We start from the raw sequence: 19,408 nt of genomic DNA, 5'->3' as shown, positions 1-19,408 counted from the left end.
CGTGGCAATGTTGTTTATTCAATGAACAAGCATTGGGTCCCCGCATTTGATTGCGAGCGGCGAGTTCGCGACATAGGCATTGCCCAAACCTAGCCCCAGAACACCTGTCACGGAGGACAGAATTGAATCGACAGGTTGCAGAAGGAGCGGCAGGATCGTGTTCCCGAGCGCGGTCAAGAGCGGGCCCGTCAAGGTGGTCAGCAACTGGCTCAATATTGAGTTCACGTTCAATCCCAATACATTCAGCAAATCAAGCAATGCTCCCGTTACCCCACCGCTTACCTTCAGTGAAAGCGTCAGTCCGCTATTGGCAATTCCCTGCACGGCGGGAGCCAAAAACTGAGTCGTCTCGACCTGGGCCTGTTGATAGGGTGCCGAATCCGCGGATGTAAACGTAAGCGGCGTGACGCTTTGATTAGCGACCGGGACCGACAGTTGCCCGGATTTCAAGCCGACCGTAATCGTAATCTGCGGAACAAGCAATGACACGAGTTGTGATAACAAACCGGACAGCAAACCACCGCTGCCTAACTGGTTACCGAGCACCGTCGTCAAATTCGTCATGCCGGTGAGACTCGGCTGGTTGCTCAGCAAATTGAGCAGGCTCTGCAGATTAACGGTCATCAGCGGGATTGTTTCGCTGCCGTCAGGTACATAACCGGTAGGTGCATTGAGATTGATCTGTGCAGGCGTGCTAGAGGAGCCACCCAGATAGGCTGCAAGCACCCCGGTCTGAACGTTCACTACTGCAGTTTTCTTGCCCGGAGTGCTACATGCGACGGATTGCAAACCCGCCGTTGCCGGTGCCACATAGACGGTAACCGGCAATTGAACAGTCACCAATGAAGTGGAGCCGCCCGAAGCACAACTGTTGTTGCCATAGACGAGTGAGCCGTCCGGACACGTCGTCAACAACGATAGAGAGGTATTGAGAAATATGGTGCCTTGCGAAGCCGTTGCGTGGGTCGTGCAATCCGTCGTCCCGCAGTTCGAGGGACCGGGCGGTCCGCTTGCCGTAGATGGCTGATTCCCTGCAAGCGACACCGAGCCTTGAACGGTGGCGTTCAGCAACGGCGCGAGCGCCGTTGGCGTCTGAACCGTTATGGAGTTAATGTTGACCGGTGTAGTGCTGTTTGCAACTTGTAGCGCCGTCGTCAACAAACCGAGCGCGTTAACGCTGGCATTAACCGCACTAGTTCCACTAGAGACGGCGGTTTGGATAAGATTCCCAAGCGAAACTGAAGGACCACCGCAGTTCTGCGAATTCGGACAAATCTTCGCTACGATTGCGCTCAGAACGGTCAGATTCGCGGCTGCCACGTTCTGTTGTGTCGCCGCTTGCAATTCCGCGCTAAGCAGTTGACCAAGAGTTACCGAACCCGACAGCACGGACGTATTGGAACCGACCGGCAAATTTGCAAGAATACCCGCCATATTCAGGTTCACCTGCGCTAATCCCTGATAGTCAACTACAGATAGTGACAACGGATTGGGGGATCCTGTCAGTGTCGTAAGCAATTGATTGACCAATCCGCCCTGCAGCGTGGCAAGCGATGTGAAAAGCGTAAAACTGTCGGAAGGATTACTCTTGGCAATGGCTGACGCACCGATCGTTCCACTACGGAAAATACCGCTTACCGGCTCGGACACGGTAACGCATACGGCATTCGCGGAAGCGTTGTTTACATCACCGGCGGGCAAGCCATCGCACAGTCCGTTGGTATCGACCGCGTCTCCGCTAATCCGCGTGAACGATGCACCGCTGCCGGCGGCTTGAGGCGGAACCCAGACACCACAGGACACGGAAACGGTGGCGTTCGTCGGTACGGAATTCGCTGAAGGAGTTGCGACTTGCTGGACTGCCGCCTTCGCCGCCTGACAAGTCGCATCCGCGACCTGCGAAACCGCGGACAGCGCAGCCAAATCAGCCGCCGCTTGCATTTGGCGGCGTTCAGCATAAAAACGGCTGATATCGATCACGCTCAGCACGATGACCGCGATCGCCAACCAAATCGCAGCGGTTATTGCAAACGAGCCACGCTGACGGCGCCGTCCCGGCCAGACAGCGCCGCGCCGGCAAGCCATGGAAGATTGATCTGCGCGCATCGTCATCTCACCTACTGCGCACCCTGCCCGCCACCAGACGTGCTGTTAGCAGAACCAATCTGTGAACCCATCGACTCCGGAATCTTGTTCTTGAATGAGTCCAGGTAACGTTGATAGACGAGTGTTGCAACGTCCCCCAGCATCGGTTGGGTCGGCGCCGCCGCGCGGTTGTCGCGCTGCATCGACAGCCATTCTTTTGTCGAGCGACCGATATCCGATGTAATCGGCGGCGCAGCCTGTTGCCCATATGCGGCGGCGGCGCCCATTGCCGTGCATACCATCGCACCCAGCACCACGATTCGACCTGCACGCATGTTTCGATGATGTTTGTTGTTGTTCATGTCGCTTCCCGCCTGTCTATTCATTGTGCAAACCGTTGCAGCAACGGCACGGTCTGATCGTAGCCAAAATTGTTCGCCATTGGCGTAATCGCAGAATTCACGCCATGTCGCGATACCACCGGCGGCGCCGCAACCGCACGTTGCTGCGCACGCACCGCGGTTGCAACCTTCATGGCATCGCTGCTGATGTCCTTTCGGATATCTGCCTGCAAATGCTGCTGATTCATCAATCGCTGCGCATCTTGCGAACGCCCCGCCGCGAGCAGGTATAGCGCAAGGTTGCTGACGATCTTCGGATTGCGTTGATCCAGCTCGGCCGCCTTCATCAGCGGTACGCGCGCGCCGACGATGTCGCCATTGCGCAACCTCGCATAGGCGAGATCGGACAACAACGACGCATCGGTTGGCGCAAGCTCTGACGCTTGGGCCAGCGCCTGAGCGGCGCGGCCGAAATCGCCGGCCGCGCCAGCAATCAACCCAAGCCCGCGATACCCACGCGAGGCGAGCGGTGTCTTCAGCAATTGCGTATACGCGGCCGCACTGGCAACTGGCTGTTCGGTCATCCGCAGTGCGTCCGCACGTAGCAGAACCGTATCCGGCGACACGCCGTATGCCTTGTCATACGCGTCGATATGTGCAAGCGACGCATAGTAAAGTCCCTGCGCCTGCATCCGCTGGATCAAGCTCAGATACATCGCCGGCGTATCCGGCACCGACTGCTTCTGATCGGCCGCTTGAATCAGGGCCGCCCGCTCTGCCTGAGCGCTAACACCATACCCGCCGTCCTTGGTCGCGCATGCGCCGAGCAGGAGCACTGCCATCGTCATACTCGCGCGCCCTACCATTCCGCTGATCAGCTTCATCGCCTTTCCTTCCAACCGTCAATGATGCGTCGCGAGCGCACGTGTCACTGCCAGGAATCCTGGTCCGGCTGTCACAATCAGCAACGCAGGCAACAACGTCAGCACCATCACCCCCGTCATCTTCACCGTCAGCCGGCCGATCCGCTCGCGAAGCATCGAACGACGCGTCTCGCGCAACCGGTCGCCGAACTGCTTGAGGGGCTCCTGCACCGCACCGCCATGCTTGTCGACCTGGACCATCAACCGCACGATCGCACGCAAATCCTCGTTATCGAAACCGCCCGATAACCGCTGCATCGACTGCTCGCGCGTACGGCCCGCCACGAACTGACGCTGCGCGATCCCGACTTCTGTCGACAGCACCGGCATCATTCCGCGAAAATCGTTCGTCACGACCTGCAAGCTTTGGTCGAGCGACAGTCCGACACCCTGCAACAAGCGCAGCATGTCGACGAACAGCGGTAATTCATCGTCGACGCTCTGCCGTCGAGAGGAAGCACGGCGTTGCACATACAGCTTCGGCAGCATGAAGCCAAGCCCGAATGCGACAAACATTCCGATCAACCAATAACCGCCTTTCATCCGGCCACTGGCGACTATTGCAAACAGCAGCGGCAGCACGATTCCACATGCGATCCGCGCGCTCAGAAACAATCCGCGCGAACGCGCATCAACATAGCCACATTGTTCGAGCAGACGACGATCCTCGTCCGCTACGACATGTTTGCCGAACCCGGTATCGAGCCATCGCATCCCCGTCGCGGAAAGCCGTTCGAGCAGACGCTCAACACGCTGCCGACTACCGCTTGCCTCGGGCTTCGCAGCCGCTTCTCCATCCGACACCGGCCGGGCCTTGGCCGCCTCAAGCGCGGCCATGCGCCGATCGAGCGCGTCAACCAGCGCACGCTCGGCACGCGATGCAGCACTCGCGCGCAGCAACGCAGCTATCCCGAACAACAGCACGCCGAGTGCACCAAGTGCCAAAGCGATCGATCCAATATGAGTTGCAGTCATCGCATCACCTGAGTCGAGCCATTCGATACAGCCACACGCTACCTGCCAACTGCATCAGGAACGCAAACATAAGCAGCAATCGTCCAAACGAATCGTTCCACATTCCTTGCAGATATGTCGGATTTGTCATGACGACAAAGCTGCCGATCGCGACCGGCAGCATCACGAGTACGAACGCCGACAGCCGGGTCTCCGCCGACATCGCGGTCAACTCACGCTCCGCCTGCTCGAGGTCCCGCATGAAAATGGCCATACGTTCCAGCATCACGTCCGCACGACCGCCATATTTGACTGACAGCCGCAGCACCGACCCGAGGAGTTCGAACTCTTCGGTCCGGTAAATTTTCGCGATATGAAGCATCGCCCGATCGATCTCGACACCAGTGCGCAGCATCCGGGATACATGATCGAGGCAGCCTCGCAGCGGCTCTTCTGTCGTTAGTAGCGCAGCCTGGAATGCGGCCGGCACGCTGTTACCGAGCGTCACCAGTCGCACGATTCCGTCGAGAAACGACGGGATCTGTCGAACGATTTTCAGCCGCCGCCGCTGGATTCGCGACGCGAGCCAGACGCCGAATATCGCACTCCCGCACGCAAGCGCCGCAAAACACGCCAGCACGCCGCCACGACTGCCTGCGATTGCCGCAATTGCAACGAGTACGACAAGCGCGGCAATCGATTTTCCGCGCGCGCCTTCAATGCCCGCACGGCTAACGAGGTTGCCAAGGTATTCGGCAGTCACGGCATACCAATGCACCCAGAATGCACCCGACATCACACTCCGAGAACCATCGCCGGACAGTTGCACTGTACGTGCGCCACCGGGGGCGGCCGGGCGCGGGGCCGACACCGGCGCGCGTACACCGGGTTCAACCCGGCTGTCGATAAATCGCTTTGCATCGGCTCGCACGCGCCGCGTCTCTGCGTGTCGCCACAACATGAGTGCCGAGGCCACGCACAACATCGCGACCACGAGCGCCCAGATCATCGGGCTATACATTGAAGCCTCCGCCTCGACCGAAGCTTCCGCCGAAGCCACCACCGCCAAATCCGGTATTCGCCAGCGCCTGACGGAAACGCACGAGCTTCGGCGAATGCGGATGGATCCCGAGCGACTCCCAGTGATCGATCTCCTCGCCTTCCGGCGTCACGCGCGCTTCGTAGCGATAGAGTTCCTGCGTCGCGATGATGTTGTCGGACAGGCCGGTCACTTCGGTAATCGACAGAATGCGACGCCGCCCATTCGACAATCGCCCGATCTGCACGATGAAGTCGATCGCATTCGCGATCTGCCGACGCAGGCTCGACTCGGTGCCTTGAAAACCCGCAAAGCCTGCGAGCATCTCGAGGCGATACAGACATTCACGCGGCGAGCTTGCGTGCACGGTGCCCATCGATCCGTCATGCCCCGTGTTCATCGCCTGAAGCATCTCGAGCACCTCACCGCCACGCACTTCGCCGACGATGATCCGGTCCGGCCGCATCCGCAGCGTGTTGCGCAACAGGTCTCGGATCGTCACGACGCCCGTTCCGTCGAAGCCACCCGGGCGGCTCTCCAGACGCACGACGTGCGGGTGGTTCAGCGACAGTTCGGCCGTGTCCTCGATCGTCACGACACGCTCGACCTCGGGAATATGGAATGCGAGCGCGTTGAGCAGCGAAGTCTTGCCGGAACTCGTGCCGCCCGACACGAGCACGTTGCAGCGTGCCTCGACAGCCGCCTCCAGCAACGCGCCGATTTCTTCGTTGTACGTGCCGTTGCCGAGCAGGTCGGACGGCTTCAACGGATCCTTGCGGAATTTCCGGATCGAAACGATCGGACCGGCTAGCGACAGGGGTTCGATCACGACGTTCACGCGGCCACCGTCGGGCAACCGAGCGTCGACCATCGGATTCGACTCGTCGAGACGACGGCCGATCGGCGCGAGGATCCGGCGCACGATCCGCAGCAGATGCGCGTTGTCGGTGAACCGGATCGGCAGCTTGGACAGAATGCCGTGACGCGACACGTACACGTCGTTGTAGCCGTTGATCAGGATATCCTCGACCGCCGGGTCCGCCAGCAAATCCTCGATCGGCCCGAAACCGGCAAGCTCCTTCGTCAGCGCCTCGGCAATCGCGCGCACCTCGTTCTCGTTGAGCGGGATGCGGCGCAGGCGCACGAAGCTGTCGACCTCCAGATCGACGAACTGGTTGATCGCCTGGCGGGACCAACGGCCAAACTCGGCGCCGAGTTCCTCGATGCGCGTCAGCAGATGCTCGTGCGCGGCATTCTTGATGTCGTGGAATTGCTGCGTCTGGGAGAACGGCGCTGCGCCGTCGGCGAATTGAATGTCGTGTGCCATCGCTTACGACCGCTTGGACGAAGGTTGAATGAAACGTTTCAGTGCGGACAAACCCGGGGCGACGCGCGACGTGCCCGCCATGCCCGACACACCGGGCAACCGCGTGGCGAGCGACTCGAGCGCCCGCACATACGGATCGCGTTCCGCCACATCGATGATCAGCCGCCCCTGATTCGCGGCCTGGCCGATCGCAACGCGACGCGCCGGCAGCGTACCGACCAGCGACAGCCCGAGACGCTCGGCGATTTGCCCGGGCATCAGGTTGAGATCGGCGTCGTACTGGTTGACGACGAGCTTTACACGATCGGTGTCGATGCCGGCATCGCGCAGCCCGGTAACCAGGTCGGCCGCGGATACGATCGACGCGACACCCTGATCGCAGACGAGCCACGCTTCGTCGGCAGAAGCGGCAATCTGCGTCACGAACTCGCGGTTCGAAAACCCGCCGAGGTCGACGACCTGCTGGTCGAAGAATGCGCGAAACCGGTTCAGCAGACCGATACACGATGCATACGACACCTCGCGCAAGCCGCCGAGATCGGGTGGCAGCGTCGTCAACGCGACGCCGCTCTGGTGTCGGGTCAGTGCGGTATTCACGAACGTGCGATCGATGCGGCGCAGATTTTGAACTGCGTCGACGAAATGGAATTCGCAGCGCGTATTCAGGAACAGCGTGGCATCGCCGGCAGGCAGCCCCAGATCGACGAGCGCGGTCTGGCGCCCCGCCGGCACGCTGCCGCCGTCGGCAGCAGCCGCGCCCGGGCCGAGCGCGCGCTTCTGCAGCCAGACGGCGAGATTCGCCGCGAGTGTACTCACGCCCATCCCGGCGCGCGCCCCCAGCAACGCAACGACCTTGCCGTGTCGGCTGGCCGGCTCGCCGACGTTCGCGAGCAAGCCCCGTGTCGTCCGTAGCGCTTCTTCGGCCGGCGCCGACACATCGATGAAATCGCGCACGCCGGCGCGCAGCGCGGCAAGCGTGCTCTCCGGCTGTGCGAGCGAGCCGAGCGCAACGATCGGCAGCCCCGGATGGGCGGCACGCACCATGGCGGCGGCCACGCTCGCCGCTTCGCTGCCTTCCGAGAAATCGATGAACACCAGCGCCGGATTGATGCCCGTGATGCGCTGGGCGAGCACGCCCGGTTCGAGCGAGGCAGCCTCGACCGCACCGGCCGACACGAGCGTATCGGCGAGCCAGCGGACGTGCGCCTCCTTCGACGACGCGCAAACGAAATAGTCGGTCACGGCGGGTTCACACAATGATTGGGTTCGTGCATTCATGTCGAACACCCCCGATTACGCAAGGCGTAGCGGTGCGCCGCCATGCGCAATGCTTCGCATTCATTTCGAAAATCCCGGCGCGGCGTCGGGCGACGCCACACCACCCAGATACGATCGCCAGACCGGCCCGTCACGCTGCTCCGACAGTTCGCCGGGTGTTGCCGGCAATGCCGCGCCCTTCGCGATCGGCGCCACGAGATGCGGCGTCACGATGATCAGCAATTCCTTGTCGTTCTGCTGGTAGTTCAAATTCTTGAAAAACGTGCCGATGATCGGCAGGTCGCCGAGCAGCGGTACCTTGCTGACGTTCGACATCGTCTGACGGTCGATCAGACCACCGATCACGAAGCTTTCGCCGTCGCCGAGTTCGACCGTCGTATCGGCACGGCGGGTCGTGATCCCGGGTACCGCGACACCGCTGATCGTCACGCTGTTCACGAAGTCGAGCTGGCTCGACTCCGGCGCGACCTTCAGCGCAATTCGCTGCGGACTCAATACAGTCGGGGTCAGCGAAAGTCCGACACCGTATTGCTTCCACTGAATCGCAGTCGAACCGAGCCCTTGCGGCGACGGCACCGGAATCTCGCCGCCTGCGAGGAAACTCGCGCTTTGACCCGACAGCGCGACGAGCGTCGGCTCGGCAAGCACGCGTGCGAGATTGTTCGCTTCGAGCAGCGACAGATCGCCGAAGATGCCGTGTCCTGCGGCGTTCACGACAAGGTTGAACGCGGATGCAACAGGCGAGCCGAGCGTCGGGATGTATCCCGCCGTACCTGGACCAGATCCACCGCCATACGACTGCACGCCGCCCGGCGAGAACGAACCGAACGAGAATCCGTTGCTCTGCTTAAAGAAATTGAAACCGACCTGCTTGAGCACCGAGCGGCTGAATTCGACCACGCGCACATCCACCTGTACGACATTCTTGCCAGCGAGTGTCGAGCGGTCGATCACCGTGCCTTTCCCGGCCATGTTCTTTCCCACTGCGACTGCACGTTCGTGTGCATCGAGCGATGCAGACGTTCCCCGCAGCACCGCCGTTCCGCCATATGCGTTCACATGCGGCGTGGAATCGTCGAGGACCGCGTGGGCTGCCGCGTCGACAACCTCGACGCTCCAGACCGTCGGCTCATCTCGGCCGCGCTCCCAAAGCATCACATTCGTTGCGCCCGGTGCTTTCGCGGTCAGCAACACGGAGCCGGAGCGACTGCCTTTCATGATCAATACGTCAGCGATCGCCGGATCGCCAACGGCGACACGCTGCAGCGTATGGCCCGCCGAAATCTGCCGCTGTGCGCCGACTGCGAGTTCGATCGTGCCACTCGCGCTCGCAAGCGATGCGAATGTCATGGTGCAGATAGCAATTGCGAATGCAATCAGTGTGTTTTTCATTGTTTGGTAAGCCGCCGCACGGCCTTTACTTGTCGTCGCTGATATCGATGGCCATCGATTTCGTTCAGTACGCAACCGTTTCCGACCGGCCGCCACGGATCACTTCGATGCTGCTGCCGCTACCACTTCCCCCGCCCGTCCGCACTGCCGGCGGCAGACGGGACGGCAACGGCGGCACGTTCACGTTGGCCACGGCGCTTTTCGGCGTGCCGGACAGTTGCTGCAGCGACACACCGGCCGCGGCAAGCGCCGACGGCGACAGTTTGTTATCCGTGCGCACGGCGACTGTCTGCATCGCAAGCTCGTCATCGCGCGGATTGCGCAACGCCAGCGTCAGGCGGCCGCTCGACTCGCCGAGCGTCAACGCATCGACCTGTGCGGTCGGCACTGCGAGCACAGCGATACGCACGCCGCTCGGCTGACCGTTACTGCCGTTCGTGTTGTTGCCGCTGTCGCGATCCGGCGTCGCATCGCCGAACGAGAGCACACGCACCCTCGACATCAAGAGTCGCGCTTGCGTCTGCGAGACCTCACCGTCGAGCATCGAGTTACCTTCGCGCTTCAGGTTCAGAAACACGTCCACGAAGTTGCCTGGGCGCAGCCGGTTGCCGACAGCGTTGGTTTCGTCGACGCGAACGGCAATTGCACGTTCGCCCGGTTGGACATCCTCGGCGAGCCCCGAGACCAGCGCGTCCGAGACGACTGGTGCCGATGCGGGAATATCTCTCGCGGGAACCCGGCCAATCAGTGCGGCCGGATCTGTAAATGCGCCAGCCGGTGCCGGTGCGATCGGTTGGATCTTCAATGCGTCGGCAGCGATCGGTTGACCGACTGGCAGCGTGCGCGTGGCGATCACGACGGGCACCGGGTTTACGGCAACGGCCTGCGGTGCCGGCGCGGAATGTGGCGTGTTACGTCCGAGCATCCACGCATAGAGTCCGAGCAGAATAGCGATCGCAATCAGCAACCCCGCGACGATTTTTGTCAGATTGTTGGCCATGTTGATATTGGAATGCCGGAATCAGGTTCTGGAGCGTGGATACGACCCAAAGACTGCTTTCATATAAAGAGTTCGCCCCCGTCAAAGCATGTTCGGCGAAATCTGCACTGTCGCACTGCTTTGCAACTTAGGCGCCGGGACGATAAATAGCCATGGGATCAACGGTTTGTCTGCGTACGAGTATGTCATCGTCACGACCACGTTGAACGGGGATGCGGACGACGACGTGAACGCTGTGCTGCAGGAATCCGGCGACGACGGCGTAAACGACGAGTCACAATTTACGGCCGATGTCGATCCGCCGGCCACCTGCGTCGCAACTGTTGCGAAATTCCCCCAGGGCGTGTTGCCACCGTTGACCGCCGTGCATGCAGTCGCAGCCGCCGCTTTCAACCGGTCACACGGCGACGACGTGTAATTCAATGCGGCGCGCGCACCTTCGGATGCGGCAAATGTCAGGTTCTGTTTGATGAGGAAAATCATCCCGAACGTGACAATCGCATAAAAAACCAAGAAGAACAGCGGAAACACGAATACGAACTCGATCGCCGCTACCCCCCGCTGCCGTCGCCGTTTGCACGATTGGCGGGCTTTCTGCCATCGAGCCATTACACTCCCCTCGCAAACATAAGATGCAGAAGCCATACTGCAGCAGGCAGTACGAGAAACGCTCCATATGGCGTAGCCCGGCGACCGCCGAGCGTCATCGCGGGCGTGCCACGCCTGCAAAGCGCAACAATCGATGTCCGCGACAGGAGCATCAGCCAAAGTGCGTGCAACCCCGCGGCGAGGCTCGCAACCACCCAGAACCATAACAACACTTGCGCACCACACCATGCGCCGAGCACAGCAAACACCTTGACGTCGGCTGCGCCCATTACGCGCAACACGAAGAAGGGGGAAAAGCAAATCAAGCCGACGGACATACCGATCAGCGCTTGAGTTATGGATGTCCCGAACGGATTTCCATGCAAAGCTTCGCTCACGAATGCGCCTATCAAGCCCATTACGACAAGCGAATTCCGAATACGTCGAAATCGAATATCACTAATTCCGACGAAGGAAGTCCATACCAGGAAAATTCCGGCGAAGAATAGATACGCCACGGACGCAGCCTGCCATCAGCCATCAGGCGGGCTGCAAGCGAACATCCACCACCCTGCTTGCCGCCCACACTGAGATTATTTATTTGTATTAGTGCAACTGGCGCCGCACACCTGCGTGGCGACTTGATTGAACAAGCCGTTTAAACCACCGCTAAGGTTATTCAACCCCGCAATGAGGGCAATCGCTACCAACCCCGCAATCAACCCATACTCGATCGCGGTTACCCCGTCTTCTTCCTTCAGGAAGCGCTTGATAATTGCTTTCATTTTGTTTCCTCGTGCCTTTATGTATGTACTCTGGCCTTTTATACGTTCTACTTCCCCGTACAACTGGCCGCTTGCCCCACGTCGTTCGCCATGACTGCTATAACGACGACCGGGTGCACTTCTTTATAGGTCGCCCCGAAGGGCACTTCACGGTACTTGATGCAAGTTAACATTCGCGATAGGAGTCCTCCTCGAACGTTGTGTACTGACCTGTACATTTGCTTACTCCTGCCCCGAATCTTATATCCGATCCTCGATATTTTCCAACCCCTTTTTTACGGTCCGGATCGAAAAATTTTTCCAGGTGCGCAACGTATTTGTACGGCGTTTCGGTACGACTTACACATAGGACTTACGATAGGTTAGATGTGCACACCTATTCCACCAGTAAAACAATGCACCCCGCGACAGACCTCCTGGCAGCCCTCTCGTAGCCGCCCACGTTACGTTGCAAGCGTAACGCCAATGATGTGACGTTACGTTACGAAACGCCCGGAATCATTCTCATCCAGGGCGATTTGAAAAGATTCAACAATCTTTCAATTTCCCTAACTCCCTTTTCCCTCAAGGAATTACCTCGTTTAAAACGTCGTCCGTGCCGCCGGTCAAGGAAATGGCACGACAGTTGCAGAGTAGTCCGCGCATCACTCAACACAACACAGCTTTTAATGCGAGGACGAAATGGACATTCTGGTTATCCCTCATGGCACGCTCCGGACGACTTTGATCGCGGCCACCGTGGCAGCCATGCTTTCCCTCTCCGCGTGCGGCGGTTCCGGTTCGGTCAGCAAGGGCCTCGGCGGCGGCTCGAGCTCGGGTGGCGGCGACATCTCCACGACGGGCGGCGGCACGTCCGGCGGCACGTCGGGTTCGACGTCCGGCAGCACCAGCGGCTCGACCAGCGGCAGCACGAGCGGTTCGACGAGCGGTAGCACCAGCGGCTCGACGAGCGGGAACACGAGCGGAACGACCAGCGGCACGAGCGGCACCTCCGGTGTGTCGTCGAACGCAGTGGGAACAGTCCTCGCAAGCAGCAGCAATATCGTCACCGGCGCCGGCTCGACCGTGTCCGGTCTCGGCTCCGTCATCGCCAACCAGTCGCTGCCCGGCGTCAGCCCCGCCACGACGCAAGCGGCAGGCGGCGTCGTACAAAGCGTCGGCGGCGCGGTTACCGCGCTCGGCAACGGGCTCGGCAACGGCCTCGGCCAGCTCGGCGCCACCAAGGATCCGGTCGGCGTGACCGTCGCCAGCACGGGCGGCGTAGTCAATCAACTCGGCGGCGCGGTCACGCAGACCGGCGCGCTGGTATCGAGCCTCGGCAGCGGCCCGCTGTCGCCGCTCGCGCCTGTCACGGGCGCCGTCGGCGGCCTCGTGTCGACGGTCGGCAACGCCGTGTCGAACGGTGGCAACACGCTCAGCAATGTCCTGTCGACGGGCCCGATCCAGCAGGTCACGCAGACGGTCAGCTCGGCCATCACGCCGATCACGACGATGGTCGGCCAGACGACGCAGACGGTCGGCACCGTCACCGGCCTCGGCGCGCCGGTCAACACGCTGCTCGGTACGGTCGGCAATGGCCTGAACCAGGCCGGCGCGCTGCTCGCGTCGACCGGCGGCAACCCCGTCACGACCGGTCTCGGCAGCACCGTCTCGGCAACGGGCAATACCGTGAAGGCGGTCGGCGGCCTGCTCACGGGCGGCACCGGCGGCGTCACCAACCCGCTCGCGCCGATTACCGGCCTGCTCGGCTCGATCGGTGGCGCGACGGGCGGCACCGGCGGCGGCCCGCTGGCGCCCGTCACCGGCCTGCTCGGCACCGTCACCGGCGCACTCGGCGGTGCAACGGGCGGCACCAGCAGCCCGCTCGCGCCTGTCACGAACGTCGTCTCGACGGTCACTGGCACGGTCGGCAGCGCGACGGCCGGCGCACCGACGCTCACCGGCGGCACGGGCGCGGTCACGAACTCAGGCTCGTCGTCGAATCTGCTCTCGCCCGTCACGTCGCTGATCGGCGGCCTGCTCGGCGGCACGCACGGCAAGTAACCCGACATCCATTCATCGATAAAGACTGCGAGGAGCCATCATGTCCCAGCAACGTTCCCTCACGACGGCCGCCCTGCATCAGTGGCGCGTCCCGCTCACCGCGTTCGCCGCGGCCTGCCTGCTGGCTGCCTGCGGCGGCAACGGCGTGAGTTCGCCGCCGACCAGCAGCACCGGCGGCAACCCGAGCACGAACGGTACGCCGACCACGAGCGGCACCAGCGGCACGTCGACCGGCACCAAGGGTGTCGTCAGCACGGTCGGCCAGACCGCCACCGACCTCGGCAGCACGGTCGGCAACATCAGCCTGCCCGGTCTCGGCGACGGCGTGACCAAGGGTGTCGGCAGCACGCTGTCGAGCACCGGCACGATCGTCGGCGCCGCCGCCGATGCCGTGAGCAACGGCCTCGGACAGATCGGCTCCACGAAAGACCCGGTCGGCACGACGGTCGCCGGTCTCGGCAACGTCGTCGGCGCGACGAGCAACACGGTGTCGGGCCTCAGCTCGACGGTCAAGGCGCTCGGCACGGGTCCGCTCGCGCCGCTCGCACCGGTCACGACGCCGGTCGGCACCGTGCTCGACACGGTCGCCAACGGGCTCAGCGCCGCAGGCACGACGGTCGGCTCGACGCTGTCGTCGGGCGCCGTGCAGCAGGTCACGCAGCCGCTCAGCTCGGCGATCACGCCGCTGGTGATCACCGCCGGCCAGGTCACGCAGCAGGTCGGCACGACGACCGGCCTCGGCCAGCCCGTCTCGGGCCTGCTCGGCCAGATCGGCGGCGCGATCAGCTCGGCCGGCAAGCAGGTCGGCAGCACGTCGAATCAACCGCTCGTCGGCGATGTCGGCCAGCTCGTCAGCGCGGTCGGCAACACCGTGACCAACGCGGGCGGCCTCGTCAACCCGAACGGCCCGAACGGCGCAGCGCCGATCCCCGGGCTGATCACCAGCCTCGTCGGTGGCTCGTCGGCGACGGTCCAGAACGGCACGTCGTCGGGCTCCAGCTCGACCAATCCGCTCGGCGGCCTGCTGTCCGGCCTCGGCTCGACACCGCTCGGCTCGCTCACGGGTGCGCTCGGCGGCGCAGCAGGCAGCTCGGGCAGCGGCCCGCTCGCCCCGGTCACCGGCCTCGTGTCGACCGTCACCGGCGCGCTCGGCGGCGCAACGGGTGGCACAGCAGGCGGTGCAAATCCGCTCGCGCCCGTCACCGGTTTGCTGAATACTGTCACCGGAGCGGTCGGCAGCGCAGCGGGTTCCGGGGGTACGTCGAGCCCGCTCGCGCCGGTCACGTCGCTGGTCGGCAGCGTATCGGGCTCGGCATCGTCCGGCAGCTCGACGGGCCTGCTGGCGCCGGTCACGGGGTTGCTGGGCACGCTGGGTAGCGTTGGCAAGTAAGGAGGACGGTCGCGGGTTCGCAGCCGGAGCGAACGACGCGGCCGTACCAACAAAACCGGCAATGCGGCACACGGCGCGCGACACCTGCGGGTGTCGCGCGTCGGCATGAGAAGACGAGAAAGCAAGGCCTACGAGGAAAAACAATGAAATCCAGACTCGACAGATGGATGCTGCTGCTCGCCGTCGCGGCAGCAGGCACCGCCCATGCGCAAACGCGCGTCGCGGGCAATCCGCTCGATTCCCTCCCCCAGATCAACGCTCCGAAAACCGGCCCGAACGTGACCGTGCAGGTCGCACCGCAGGCGCCGCAGTTGCAGGAGCTGCTGTCGCGTCACCTGACGCCGACGACGTTTCAGGTCGAAGGCGTGAAGTCGGTGCCGTTCGACGAGATCTCGCGTCGCTTCACACCGCTCGTCGGCAAGGACATCACGATCGGCGAGCTGATCGAGACGGCCAACGGCGTGACGAAGCTGTACCAGGATCGCGGCTACGCGCTGTCGTTCGCGTTCATTCCCGCGCAGACCTTCGAGAACGGCGTCGTGCGCGTCACGGTCGTCGAAGGCTATGTGTCGGACGTGAAGGTCACCGGCAAGCCCGGCGCGATGGAATCGAAGATTCGCGCGATCGCCGCGCACATCACGGCCGATCGTCCGCTGCGTCGCGCGACGTTCGAACGCTACGTCAATACGTTCGGCCTGCTGCCCGGCGTCAGCGTGAAAGCCAACGTGCCGCCGCCGCAGACGACCGACGGCGCGACGACCCTCGAGCTCGCCGTCGACCGCAAGCCGTTCAATATCAGTACCGGTATCGATTTCAATCACCCGGGCGTCCAGGGCCTCATCACCGCGACCGAAAACGGCCTCACGTCGTTCGGCGAGCAACTGAGCATCTCCGCGCTCGCGCCGCCGGGACGCGACAAGCAGACCTACGTCGCGTTCAGCGGCTCGGTGCCCGTCGGCAGCAGCGGCCTCGTCACGCGCGTCGACGCCAGCACGTACCGCGGCAAGCCGACCGACAACCCCGGGCTGCCGTCGTACATCCAGCGTACCGTCAAGAACGAGAAGCTCGGTCTTTCGGCCTCCTATCCGCTGTTGCTGAACAACCAGCGCAGCCTGCTCGGCACGGTGTCCGGCTATGCGTCGCACAACGAGGACAACTACCAGAACCAGATCACCGGCGCCACGCTCGACAACCGGTCGCAGGTGCGCGTGCTGCAACTGCAGCTCGACTACACGAGCGTCCAGCCGAAACAGGTGCGCAAGCTGAGCGTCAACGTCGCCAAGGCGTTCGATATCCTCGGCGCATCGAAATCGCAGGTCGGCATGAGCAACGGCGTCGCGACGACGTATGCCGACCCGGTCTCGCTGACCTTCGTGCGCACCGGCGCGACCTTCACGCAGACCAACGAATGGCCGTTCCGGATCGGCACGTCGATCTCGCTCACCGGGCAATACAGCCCCGACTCGCTGCCGACCTCGGAACAGATCTCGTTCGGCTCGACGCGCTATGCGCTCGGCTACCAACCGGGCGAGACCTCGGGCGATTCGGGATGGGGGATGTCGCTGGAGGTCAATCGCGCATTCTCGCCGGGCTGGACTTACCTGAAATCGGTTACGCCGTATATCGCCTACGACATGGCGCGCGTGTACCTGCATGCCGGCACGCCGCTGCCGAACCGACTGTCGTCGGTCGGCCTCGGGGTGCGGCTCACGGACAGCCGTTACTACAGCCTCGACCTGTCCGTCGCGAAGCCGGTCGGCGATGCGCCCGTCGAAAGCGCGTCGCGCAGCCCGCGCGTGAACGCCGCCTTCTCGTATCAGTTGAACTGATCGTCTCCGGACAGCCCGCCTGACAGCGGGCTGTTTCGATTAGAGTCCCCTCTATCAAACGTCGGGCGCCATTTCACGTATTCTGGCGAAGCTCGCAACAAGCCACCGCCCCATGCAGACGGTCGTGCGGGCAATCGAACACGACACGAGAAACAAGGAGGATGACAATGATGCAACTGATCCGCCCGCTGCGCGCAATGGCCGTAGCCGGCACCCTGCTCGCCTGTGCCGCGCCCACCTTCGCGCAAGCCGACAGCCCGGTCGGCATGTGGCAGACCATCGACGACAACACCCATCAACCGAAGGCGCTCGTGCAGATCAGCGACGACGGCGACGGCTCGTTGTCCGGCAAGGTGGTCAAGGGCCTCGGCCCGAACGACACGCCCGACCGCCGCTGCACTGCCTGCACGGACGAGCGCAAGGACCAGCTCATCAAGGGCATGACGATCATCAAGGCGATGAAGAAGGACGGCGACCACTGGGACGGCGGCAACATCCTCGATCCCGAGAACGGCAAGGTCTACAAGTGCAAGATGACGCTGGAAGACGGCGGCCAGAAGCTGGTCGTGCGCGGCTACATCGGCGTCTCGCTGCTGGGCCGCTCGCAGACCTGGGTTCGCCAGCAGTAAAGCCGGGTTCATCGCCCCGCGGCGTGCAATAAAAAATCGGCCTGCGACACCGTCGTCAGGCCGATTTTCTTTTCGCGGGCAGTGGAACGGAAACGACCCGCATCAGGCCGCGTGCTTCAGCGCGTTCGTGCGATAAGTGCCCGAAGCGCCCGACGTGCGATAGCCGGGCGCCGCCGGGCAGCGCGCGTCTGCCGCTTTCGACGGCGCGTGCTTGCGCATTCGCGCAGATACCGCGGTGCACAGACTCACGCCGGCATCGCCATACAGCTCGTGCATCACGCGCATTAACGCGCCCGTGTCGTGCCATGCCTTGAAACGGCGATGGCAGGTCTGGTACGAAGGGTAGCGACGCGGCATCGCCGACCACGTCGCGCCGCTGTAGATCACCCACAGCACGCCATTCAGCACGGCGCGCGTATTGGCCAGCGGCCGGCCGCGCAACTCGGTGCGCGGCTGCATCTCCGGCAGGAGCGGCGCAACGCTGCGCCACTCGTGGTCGGTCAATTCGCGATACGGTGTCATGGACCTCTCCAGCCTTAATAACCATGACAAACGATATCGACTCGCCCCCGCGATGAATATAAGACAAATCTGAAAATTCGCCGAAATCGCGCTAATTTGACCGGATTTGATCTTTCAATGCGGCGATCCGGCGCGATCGGCACTCAGGTCAGCGACGTATCGACAATCCGCCGCGGCGTTTCGAGATATTCCTTCGACTGCATCTCGACGATCCGCGACACCGTGCGTGCGAATTCGTTGGCCATCGGGCCTTCGACGTACAACTGCTCGGCCGGCACCGCCGCGGACATCAGCAGCTTGACCTTGTGGTCGTACAGCACGTCGATCAGCCAGGTGAAGCGGCGCGCCTCGGACGCCATCCGCGGCGACATCTGCGGCACCTCGGACAGCACGATCGCATGGAAGCGGCTCGCCAGTTCGAGATAGTCGTTCTGCGAGCGCGGGCCGCCGCACAGCGTCGCGAAGTCGAACCAGACCACGCCGTCGGCCTTGCGCAGCGCCTTCAGTTCGCGCTTCTCGATATGCAGGATCGGGCTCTCGTCGGGCACCGCGGCGAGCTTCGCGAATGCATGGCGCAGTTCGCGATCGGCTTCCGCGCCGAGCGGCGTGTGATACATCTGCACCTGCGCGAGCGTGCGCTGCCGGTAATCGACACCGGCGTCGACGTTCAGTACATCGAGCTTTTCCTTGATCAGCGCGATCGCCGGCAGCATGCGGTCGCGATGCAGGCCGTCCGGGTACAAATCGTCGGGATCGTAGTTGGACGTCATCACGAACTGCACGCCGTTCGTAAACAGGCGGTCGAGCAGCCGGTACAGGATCATCGCGTCGGCGATGTCCGACACGTGGAACTCGTCGAAGCAGATCAGCCGGTAGCGCTTCGCGATGCGTCGCGCGAGTTCGTCGAGCGGATCGGCCTGCCCTTTCAGTTCCTCCAGCTCCCGGTGCACCTCGCGCATGAATTCGTGGAAATGCAGGCGCGTCTTGCGCTGCACGGGCACGACCGCGTAGAAGCTGTCCATCAGGAAGCTCTTGCCACGCCCGACGCCGCCCCACATGTAGACGCCGCGCGGCAGGTCCGGATGATTGATGAGCTTCTTGAACGCGTTCGAGCGGCGCGCCTTGTACGCGACCCACTCGTCGAAGCATTGCTGCAGACGATCGACGGCTGCGCGCTGCGCGGGATCGGACTGATAGCCGCGCGTGGTCAGTTCGCGCGTGTAGTATTCGGTGACGTTCATCGGCAAACCATAAAAAACGAAGGCGAGCGGGAAACCCCGCCC

18 protein-coding genes are annotated in these 19,408 nt (G+C 62.7%); 4 read left to right on the top strand and 14 right to left on the bottom strand.

Annotated features, from left to right (window positions below; all coding sequences use genetic code 11):
- Positions 1–18: 18 nt before the first annotated feature.
- The 12 genes from BST28156_RS22770 to BST28156_RS22715 form a co-directional block, all read right to left on the bottom strand.
- Positions 19–2,106 (bottom strand): pilus assembly protein TadG-related protein, encoded by a 2,088-nt coding sequence (locus BST28156_RS22770; protein WP_174903429.1) that lies wholly within the window; start codon positions 2,104–2,106, stop codon positions 19–21.
- A gap of 11 nt (positions 2,107–2,117) precedes the next feature.
- Entirely contained in the window at positions 2,118–2,447 is a 330-nt protein-coding gene (locus BST28156_RS22765; protein ID WP_174903428.1) for a DUF3613 domain-containing protein, read from the bottom strand.
- 20 nt (positions 2,448–2,467) lie between these two features.
- Positions 2,468–3,310 (bottom strand): tetratricopeptide repeat protein, encoded by an 843-nt coding sequence (locus BST28156_RS22760; protein WP_174903427.1) that lies wholly within the window; start codon positions 3,308–3,310, stop codon positions 2,468–2,470.
- Between the two features lie 18 nt (positions 3,311–3,328).
- Complete coding sequence (locus tag BST28156_RS22755; RefSeq protein WP_174903426.1) at positions 3,329–4,324, bottom strand: type II secretion system F family protein; 996 nt, start codon at positions 4,322–4,324, stop codon at positions 3,329–3,331.
- A 4-nt stretch (positions 4,325–4,328) separates the two neighbouring features.
- Complete coding sequence (locus BST28156_RS22750) at positions 4,329–5,324, bottom strand: type II secretion system F family protein (RefSeq protein ID WP_174903425.1); 996 nt, start codon at positions 5,322–5,324, stop codon at positions 4,329–4,331.
- Complete coding sequence (locus BST28156_RS22745; protein WP_174903424.1) at positions 5,317–6,669, bottom strand: TadA family conjugal transfer-associated ATPase; 1,353 nt, start codon at positions 6,667–6,669, stop codon at positions 5,317–5,319. Before BST28156_RS22745 ends, BST28156_RS22750 begins: the two co-directional genes overlap by 8 nt.
- 3 nt (positions 6,670–6,672) lie before the next feature.
- Positions 6,673–7,947 carry a pilus assembly protein gene (locus tag BST28156_RS22740; protein WP_009695457.1) on the bottom strand — a complete coding sequence of 425 codons (1,275 nt, stop codon included), beginning with the start codon at positions 7,945–7,947 and terminating at the stop codon, positions 6,673–6,675.
- Positions 7,948–8,007: 60 nt separating this feature from the next.
- The gene (locus BST28156_RS22735) at positions 8,008–9,339 is read right to left on the bottom strand and encodes a type II and III secretion system protein family protein (protein WP_174903423.1); all 1,332 of its coding nucleotides are present in this window, start codon (positions 9,337–9,339) and stop codon (positions 8,008–8,010) included.
- A 64-nt stretch (positions 9,340–9,403) separates the two neighbouring features.
- Positions 9,404–10,339, bottom strand: a complete 936-nt coding sequence (cpaB, locus tag BST28156_RS22730; protein ID WP_174903422.1) for a Flp pilus assembly protein CpaB — start codon at positions 10,337–10,339, stop codon at positions 9,404–9,406.
- Positions 10,340–10,420: 81 nt separating this feature from the next.
- Complete coding sequence (locus tag BST28156_RS22725) at positions 10,421–10,948, bottom strand: TadE/TadG family type IV pilus assembly protein (protein ID WP_174903421.1); 528 nt, start codon at positions 10,946–10,948, stop codon at positions 10,421–10,423.
- Positions 10,948–11,445, bottom strand: a complete 498-nt coding sequence (locus tag BST28156_RS22720; RefSeq protein WP_174903420.1) for an A24 family peptidase — start codon at positions 11,443–11,445, stop codon at positions 10,948–10,950. Before BST28156_RS22720 ends, BST28156_RS22725 begins: the two co-directional genes overlap by 1 nt.
- A gap of 75 nt (positions 11,446–11,520) precedes the next feature.
- Complete coding sequence (locus tag BST28156_RS22715; protein WP_174903419.1) at positions 11,521–11,712, bottom strand: Flp family type IVb pilin; 192 nt, start codon at positions 11,710–11,712, stop codon at positions 11,521–11,523.
- A 681-nt stretch (positions 11,713–12,393) separates the two neighbouring features.
- On the opposite strand from BST28156_RS22715, the gene BST28156_RS22710 reads away from it, so the two are divergent.
- From BST28156_RS22710 to BST28156_RS22695, 4 genes are all read left to right on the top strand, one after another.
- Positions 12,394–13,755: a collagen-like triple helix repeat-containing protein gene (locus BST28156_RS22710; protein ID WP_174903418.1), complete on the top strand. Its 1,362-nt coding sequence runs from the start codon at positions 12,394–12,396 to the stop codon at positions 13,753–13,755.
- A gap of 40 nt (positions 13,756–13,795) precedes the next feature.
- Positions 13,796–15,145 carry a collagen-like triple helix repeat-containing protein gene (locus BST28156_RS22705; protein WP_174903417.1) on the top strand — a complete coding sequence of 450 codons (1,350 nt, stop codon included), beginning with the start codon at positions 13,796–13,798 and terminating at the stop codon, positions 15,143–15,145.
- Between the two features lie 143 nt (positions 15,146–15,288).
- Positions 15,289–16,974, top strand: a complete 1,686-nt coding sequence (locus BST28156_RS22700) for a ShlB/FhaC/HecB family hemolysin secretion/activation protein (protein ID WP_174903416.1) — start codon at positions 15,289–15,291, stop codon at positions 16,972–16,974.
- Between the two features lie 167 nt (positions 16,975–17,141).
- Positions 17,142–17,603: a DUF2147 domain-containing protein gene (locus BST28156_RS22695; protein ID WP_009689664.1), complete on the top strand. Its 462-nt coding sequence runs from the start codon at positions 17,142–17,144 to the stop codon at positions 17,601–17,603.
- Positions 17,604–17,705: 102 nt separating this feature from the next.
- On the opposite strand, the gene BST28156_RS22690 is transcribed toward BST28156_RS22695, so the two are convergent.
- Positions 17,706–18,125: a transposase gene (locus BST28156_RS22690; protein ID WP_174903415.1), complete on the bottom strand. Its 420-nt coding sequence runs from the start codon at positions 18,123–18,125 to the stop codon at positions 17,706–17,708.
- 143 nt (positions 18,126–18,268) lie between these two features.
- Positions 18,269–19,366: a cell division protein ZapE gene (zapE, locus tag BST28156_RS22685; protein WP_059479266.1), complete on the bottom strand. Its 1,098-nt coding sequence runs from the start codon at positions 19,364–19,366 to the stop codon at positions 18,269–18,271.
- Positions 19,367–19,408 lie beyond the last annotated feature (42 nt).

The sequence above is a fragment of the Burkholderia pseudomultivorans genome (assembly GCF_902499075.1).
Lineage (GTDB): Bacteria > Pseudomonadota > Gammaproteobacteria > Burkholderiales > Burkholderiaceae > Burkholderia > Burkholderia pseudomultivorans.
This window is presented reverse-complemented; position numbering and strand designations above follow the sequence as displayed.

Coding starts and splice junctions, on each gene's coding strand:
- BST28156_RS22710 (WP_174903418.1), top strand. CDS start 12,394: ATGGACATTCTGGTTATCCCTCATGGCACGCTCCGGACGACTTTGATC.
- BST28156_RS22750 (WP_174903425.1), bottom strand. CDS start 5,324: ATGTATAGCCCGATGATCTGGGCGCTCGTGGTCGCGATGTTGTGCGTG.
- BST28156_RS22705 (WP_174903417.1), top strand. CDS start 13,796: ATGTCCCAGCAACGTTCCCTCACGACGGCCGCCCTGCATCAGTGGCGC.
- BST28156_RS22760 (WP_174903427.1), bottom strand. CDS start 3,310: ATGAAGCTGATCAGCGGAATGGTAGGGCGCGCGAGTATGACGATGGCA.
- BST28156_RS22715 (WP_174903419.1), bottom strand. CDS start 11,712: ATGAAAGCAATTATCAAGCGCTTCCTGAAGGAAGAAGACGGGGTAACC.
- BST28156_RS22755 (WP_174903426.1), bottom strand. CDS start 4,324: ATGACTGCAACTCATATTGGATCGATCGCTTTGGCACTTGGTGCACTC.
- BST28156_RS22765 (WP_174903428.1), bottom strand. CDS start 2,447: ATGAACAACAACAAACATCATCGAAACATGCGTGCAGGTCGAATCGTG.
- BST28156_RS22700 (WP_174903416.1), top strand. CDS start 15,289: ATGAAATCCAGACTCGACAGATGGATGCTGCTGCTCGCCGTCGCGGCA.
- BST28156_RS22735 (WP_174903423.1), bottom strand. CDS start 9,339: ATGAAAAACACACTGATTGCATTCGCAATTGCTATCTGCACCATGACA.
- cpaB (WP_174903422.1), bottom strand. CDS start 10,339: ATGGCCAACAATCTGACAAAAATCGTCGCGGGGTTGCTGATTGCGATC.
- BST28156_RS22770 (WP_174903429.1), bottom strand. CDS start 2,106: ATGCGCGCAGATCAATCTTCCATGGCTTGCCGGCGCGGCGCTGTCTGG.
- zapE (WP_059479266.1), bottom strand. CDS start 19,366: ATGAACGTCACCGAATACTACACGCGCGAACTGACCACGCGCGGCTAT.
- BST28156_RS22695 (WP_009689664.1), top strand. CDS start 17,142: ATGATGCAACTGATCCGCCCGCTGCGCGCAATGGCCGTAGCCGGCACC.
- BST28156_RS22725 (WP_174903421.1), bottom strand. CDS start 10,948: ATGGCTCGATGGCAGAAAGCCCGCCAATCGTGCAAACGGCGACGGCAG.
- BST28156_RS22740 (WP_009695457.1), bottom strand. CDS start 7,947: ATGAATGCACGAACCCAATCATTGTGTGAACCCGCCGTGACCGACTAT.
- BST28156_RS22745 (WP_174903424.1), bottom strand. CDS start 6,669: ATGGCACACGACATTCAATTCGCCGACGGCGCAGCGCCGTTCTCCCAG.
- BST28156_RS22690 (WP_174903415.1), bottom strand. CDS start 18,125: ATGACACCGTATCGCGAATTGACCGACCACGAGTGGCGCAGCGTTGCG.